Raw genomic sequence first — 6315 nt, forward strand, 5'->3', positions numbered from 1 at the left:
ACAGAAAAACCACGTCAGGCTTCATCCTGGCCTTAGTAAAAAACTCAAAATACACATGTCTAAAGCGAACACCTTTGACTTTGACAATCAGCCCACCTTATTTGGGCACCCGATTGGGCTCTTTATTCTTTTCCTGACAGAGATGTGGGAGCGCTTCTCCTACTATGGCATGCGCGCCATTCTCGTGCTCTACATCATCAGCTCCGCAACGGGCGAGAACCCCGGCCTGGGCTGGGAGTCTTCAGAAGCCCTGGCGCTCTACGGCTGGTACACCATGCTGGTTTATGTGATGTCGATCCCCGGTGGCATCCTGGCTGATAAGTTCATCGGGCAAAAGAAAGCCGTGCTCTACGGTGGCCTGACCCTCGTGGCCGGGCACGGAATTCTGGCTATTGAGGCGTTATGGGCTTTTTATACCGGCCTGGCGCTCATCATTTTGGGGGTAGGCGGGCTCAAACCCAATATTTCCACGATGGTAGGGGGCTTGTACAAGCAAGGCGACGAACGGCGCGATCAGGGCTTCACGATTTTTTACATTGGGATTAACGTGGGGGCCTTCCTCTCGTCCCTCATTGTAGGAGCCGTGGGTGAAACCATAGGCTGGCACTACGGCTTTGGCCTGGCGGGCATAGGTATGCTGCTGGGGCAGATCGTGTTCATGCTTGGTCAAAAGTACCTCAAGGGCGTAGGTGAGCCCCCGAGCCAACAACCCAAAGCAGCTGGGGATACAGCCGACTCCTCCTTCGGAGATTTGTTCCAGGAGCTGTTCAGAAGCCCGCTACAACTAGGCATCACACTTGCCCTCGTTTTTGGCTCGTCCATTCTGGCGTTCCTCTCCTTTGAAGGCACAGACCGCTACCTGTACGCGGCCCTGTTCCTCTTTCTGTCCATTGTGTCCGGACTGATGATGATGATTTACAAAGAGATCAACCGCATTGAGAAGGACCGCTTCGTGGTACTGATCCTGTCTTTCCTGATTATCATCGTTTTCTGGGGTGCCTTTGAGCAGGCTGGTGGTTTGCTCAATATTTATACCCTGAATAAGATTGACCGTACGGTGAATTTCTTCACCATTGACCTGCTGTTCTACGGAGCCGGTGGTATTTTGCTGCTCCTGGGCATTATCCACTACTTCCAGAAGAAGGATACTTACTACCTTTTCCTTCCGATTGGTGCGCTCATTCTGGCGGGCTACGGCTTCTACCGGTCAGACCTGTACACTTCAGAGTTGTACGAAATCCCGGCCTCCGTCTTCCAATCGGTCAATGCGTTGTTCATCATCATCTTTGGTACACTGGTTGGCAGTTTCTGGATTTGGTGGAAGCACAAAGGTTATGAAAGCTCCTCTCTGGTGAAGATGGCCATAGGTACCATCATCATGGGGGCAGGCTTCCTGTTTATGGCGAAAGCCAGTGCCGATTTGGAGCAACATGGTGACAAAGCAGCTCTTTATTTGCTTATCCTGGCTTACCTGTTGCATACCCTGGGCGAGCTATGCGCCTCTCCGGTAGCCCTGTCCTTTATCACGAAAGTGGCACCGGTCAAGTACGTTTCCATCATGATGGGCGTGTACTTTGCGGCGACCGGCCTGGGCAACAAAGTTGCAGGGGCCATTGGCGAGGCTTCTCAGTTGGAAACGGTGAGCGCCAAATTAGTGGCTTCTCCGGCTGAATACGACCTGGCGGCAGATACCCTCATCATGAAAGCCAATGATTTTGAGTTTACCGCTAATGCCTATTTGGAAGGTGAGCAGGTGGTGATCCGAGAAGGCGGTGTGGATGTGAAAGCGTTGCTGCAGCTCACGCCCGAAAATGAGCAATTGCTGGTAGAGTACCTGAAAGAAGAAGGAGCTTCTTCGGAGGCGCAGCTCACTGCTGTGGTACGCATGGCTTACGATGAGGAGGCTAAGGCTGCCATGAAAGACGGAGGGGCGAAAGTCGACATTAGCAAATACAGCGGTGAGATCGAGCTCTTTGAGCTGCAAAACCATCAGGAATACAAGACCTTTGTCGGCATATTTATCTTCACGGCGGCCTTTGGTGTGCTGTTGTTACTCTTCTTCAAGCGCCTGAAAAAGCTGACCCACGGGGCGGAGGACATGACCGACACCCACTTCGAGGAGCAGGAAGGTTATGAAATTGCTGATCAGACCGACGAGGACTCACCGGCTCAGGATGACGATGGCTCGATGTTAAACCCACCAAAAGCATAAAACAGCTAGCCTCCGGCCCTTTAAGCAAGGGGTTGGGGGCTTTTTTACTAACCAAATTACAAATCTACAGTCCCGGAGCCCGTTTGGGCAGGGCAAACAAAAAACAGCGAAACGCTTATGTCGAACGAATCATTGAACAGCCTGACGAAACACGGAACCGTGCTCGGGCACCCTTCGGGGCTATTCGTTTTGTTTTTCACAGAAATGTGGGAGCGCTTTTCTTACTACGGAATGCGGGCTCTGCTTGTGATCTTTCTTATTGGAGCAATGGACGTAGACAACCCCGGCTGGGGCTGGGAACGGGAGGATGCCCTGTCGCTACTGGGCACCTACGCTCTGATGGTCTACCTGACGCCTATTCTGGGCGGGTACATAGCCGACCGGATGATTGGCTATCGGTCAGCCGTGGTGATTGGCGCTTTACTCATGACACTGGGCCATGCCGCTATGGCGGTGGAGACGCCGCTATTCCTCTACATTGGTATTGGGCTGTTGATTTTTGGCAACGGTTTTTTCAAGCCTAACATGACTTCGATCATTTCCAAGATGTACGAAAACTTCCCGGAGAAAAAAGACGGCGCTTACACTATATTCTATATGGGTGTCAATGCCGGAGCGTTCCTCGGCATCATGCTCTGCGGGTACCTGGGTGAGAAAGTTGCCTGGAGCTTTGGCTTTGGCCTGGCGGGCATTTTCATGTTCATGGGCATGCTGCAGTTCTACTTTGCCAAGCCTATTTTTGACGGTATCGGCGACAAGCCGGAAGCGCAAACAGACGAAGAACTTGACGTGCCTGAAGGCGACAGACTCAACCCATTCACCCTTTTTGATAAAGTGCTGATCGGGCTTTTTGCTTTGTTGTCAGTGGTCTGGATTTTCAATGACCCGCTATCCAAGATTGGTGAAATGCCAATATTGCCGGGCGGAGCAGAAGGCAGTATCGCCAATGGTGTTATCCTGACTGCTCTGGTTGCCTTCCTTGTCTTGCTTATTTCCCGTTTGACCCGGTACACACCGCTGGTGCGGGACAAGATGGCCGCCGTGGCTATTTTTGCCTTTTTCACCGTATTCTTCTGGGCGTCCTTCGAACAAGCGGCAGGTTCCATGGCCATCTTTGCCAAAGACTACACCAACCGGGCACTGGCGGGCAATACGGCTACGATTTTCAAAATCGTGGATACCATCATTACGATTATTCCACTGACCATCATCACCTGGGTGCTGTACAGCCTGTTCCGGATGACCTACAAGAAGATTACGCTTTCCAATATTATCCTGGGGCTGAGCTTTGTGATTATCTGGGGAATTGTGATTTATAAGCTGGTCCGGGAATTCTCTAATACAGGTACAGAAGTTCCTGCGACCTGGTTTGCGATTCTGAACTCCCTGTTCATCATCATGTTTGCACCTTTGTTCTCGCGATGGTGGGAAAGCAAGTACAACCCCTCTGCGGCTGTGAAGTACGGTATTGGGCTGTCTTTACTGGGCGTAGGTTTTGGCTTCCTCGTCTTTGGTTCCCTGTCCATTCCACAGGGGGCTGAGACGGCAGCGGTGAGCATGATCTGGCTGATTATGGCCTACCTGTTCCATACCCTAGGCGAGCTTTGCCTGTCGCCGGTAGGGCTTTCCTACCTCAGCAAGCTGGTGCCTGGCCGTATGATTGCCTTTATGTTTGGTATCTGGTACCTGGCCATTGCGATTGGCAATAAGCTGGCTCACTTTATGGGCGGCAAGATTGACGCGATCGTCTCGCAGTACTCTCTGAGTACGTTTTTCCTGATCTTCACCATAGTCCCTATTGCCTCCGGGCTGTTGGTGATGGCGCTCAATCCATTGCTCAAGCGCCTGATGCACGGTGTACGCTAGGTAGCGATACACATCGTGAGGGACCGGGCTGTTGCCATTTGGCGTAACAGCCCGGTTTTTATTTAATTGCTTCTGAAACTTTTAAGGCAGCGGATTTACCGCTATTTTGAAGGGGCACACCAGCATATAGCAATGAGGATAACCGACACCACTTACTATGAAGCCTTCGTTCGGGCTATTGGCGTGGACCTGGATGCTTTCTTTGAAAACATTGAGTTTTCAGAAGACCAGGAAGACCTGGGCTATCGCATAAAAGCTTCCGCCGTTTACTCCTCCAATATTGAAGGGAACTCCGTAGACCTGAACTCCTTTATGAATGCCACCCTTACCAAAGAGCAATTCAAGCCTGGCAAGGAAGTCCGGGAGATTCAGGACTTGGTTCAAGCTTATGAGTTTGCAAGCACTCATGAACTGACTGAGCAAAACCTGCTCAGGGCCCATCAACTATTGAGCCAACCCCTTTTGGTCAAAGACAAAAGAGGCGTCTACCGGAATGACCGGATGGGCGTCTTTGATGATACCGGGCTGGTGTATTTGGCCATTGAGCCTGAATATGTCGGTGAAAAAATGAAAGAGTTGTTCGATGACCTCGGCAACCTTCTCCACCGAGACCTATCCATTAGTGCGCTTTTTTATCACGCTGGGCTGTTACACTTAAAATTTGTGCACATCCATCCTTTCTGGGACGGTAATGGCCGGAGTGCCCGACTCCTGGAGAAATGGTTTCTTTCCACCACTACCAATAACCGGGCATGGAGGATACCCGCTGAAAAGTACTACAAGGACCACCTATCCGATTACTACGCTTCCATTAATCTGGGTGTCAATTACTACGAGCCGGACTACAGTCGTTGCCTGCCGTTTTTTGTTGCAGCTGCCCAAGGCAGTAGGGGCATTAAGGTGAGGTCCGCTACTGACCCGTCACTTACCAAAATGCAGTTCCCGTGGACATCCGGGGGGTTGGCATTGGGGGTGCTTTGCTGCCAGAGGTTTGTGCTAAGCTACGCTCTACCCTCAGGCTTGCCCGCTGCCTGAAATATGCCCTGCGCTACTCCACCACGTAGAAGCAGTAGCCGCCAAACTTATAAAATCTGTCTGTAGGATCTTGCAGTATCCAGTTATTATAGTGAGGATCAGGGCTGTCTTCCAAAAGTGAAATATTATTGTCCTGTCCTTGATTTAACAAAACGATACCTGTAGAAACACCTACGTTATTACATTTACCTGGAAAGTCTTGATTTTTCAAATCAGGAGATATGCCATATTCTAAGTAATAAAGACCTTTGGATGCTGCCACCAATTGAAACTTCAGTGAGTATTCGTTATCCTGTTCATTGTAGGTATACTCACCAACTAGTCCGGAGGCCCCACTACTAAAATTTTGATAAGAGAAATTGTACTGATCGCTTATCAGGATTTCAAAGTCGGCAAGGCCATCCTCACTGGCTGGCATTTCATCTATTTTGTAGACGGCTACGCTTGGGAAAAACTCAAAATGCTCAAGTATATGATATTCCTGAGTTTTCTCCTCAAAAACACGATTAGAAAAGCATGATGCCAATGACATGGTGTCACCAATCCTTATAGTATCGACAGTAGGCTGAAGTGTAGCTTGTACCTGAAAAGTATAACCGCCCGGTATATCCCTACACTCTTTCCTGAGGCAGCCGCAAAACAAAACGGAAAATACAACAAGTAAAAACATAAAATATCTCATAATGCAATATCTTGGAAACGGGTGTAGGCTTTGATTGATCTCCACCCACACCCGACATAAGTTTAATAACTATTGAACAGCGCATCAACGTCGGCTACGGTATTCCCGGAGCCGGGCAGCAACTCATTCAGTATCCGGACACGATAAATATCTGGATCGTCCGTATTTGCATCAAGCAGAGAGAATAACTGACCATTGGTAAAACCAGCTACGTTGTCTACTATCGGACCGCAGCCGCCCCCCTCTCTGTCACAGGCTTTGTTGACATCAGGGACGTTATCGAATAAATCGAAATGTAAGCCTATTGGGACGTGGTTGGGGGAGTCGTTTCTTGTTCTTTCTAGTCGTATCTGCCAATCGAAAGGAATTGAGTTATTCCCCCCAAACTCCCTATCCGTATACACCTACTCCAAGTGCTCCGCCCAGCTTTCGCAGATGGCGAGGCGGCCGGCATCGGATGACCGATTATGACGCTGCCGCCCCATATTGAACTCCTCTCATTCTACTACGTAGAAGCAGT

4 protein-coding genes are annotated in these 6315 nt (G+C 50.0%); 3 read left to right on the top strand and 1 reads right to left on the bottom strand.

Annotation, left to right across the window (positions count from 1 at the left end; translation table 11 throughout):
* Nucleotides 1-55: 55 nt before the first annotated feature.
* From RIC19_RS08500 to RIC19_RS08510, 3 genes are all read left to right on the top strand, one after another.
* The gene (locus RIC19_RS08500) at nucleotides 56-2212 is read left to right on the top strand and encodes a peptide MFS transporter (RefSeq protein ID WP_350177877.1); all 2157 of its coding nucleotides are present in this window, start codon (nucleotides 56-58) and stop codon (nucleotides 2210-2212) included.
* A gap of 117 nt (nucleotides 2213-2329) precedes the next feature.
* Nucleotides 2330-4078, top strand: a complete 1749-nt coding sequence (locus RIC19_RS08505) for a peptide MFS transporter (RefSeq protein ID WP_350177878.1) — start codon at nucleotides 2330-2332, stop codon at nucleotides 4076-4078.
* A 132-nt stretch (nucleotides 4079-4210) separates the two neighbouring features.
* Nucleotides 4211-5113: a Fic family protein gene (locus RIC19_RS08510; RefSeq protein WP_350177879.1), complete on the top strand. Its 903-nt coding sequence runs from the start codon at nucleotides 4211-4213 to the stop codon at nucleotides 5111-5113.
* A gap of 13 nt (nucleotides 5114-5126) precedes the next feature.
* Here RIC19_RS08510 and RIC19_RS08515 read toward each other — a convergent pair whose 3' ends face one another.
* Entirely contained in the window at nucleotides 5127-5795 is a 669-nt protein-coding gene (locus RIC19_RS08515; protein ID WP_350177880.1) for a hypothetical protein, read from the bottom strand.
* Nucleotides 5796-6315 lie beyond the last annotated feature (520 nt).

The organism is Phaeodactylibacter sp., from assembly GCF_040219495.1.
Classification (GTDB): domain Bacteria; phylum Bacteroidota; class Bacteroidia; order Chitinophagales; family Saprospiraceae; genus Phaeodactylibacter.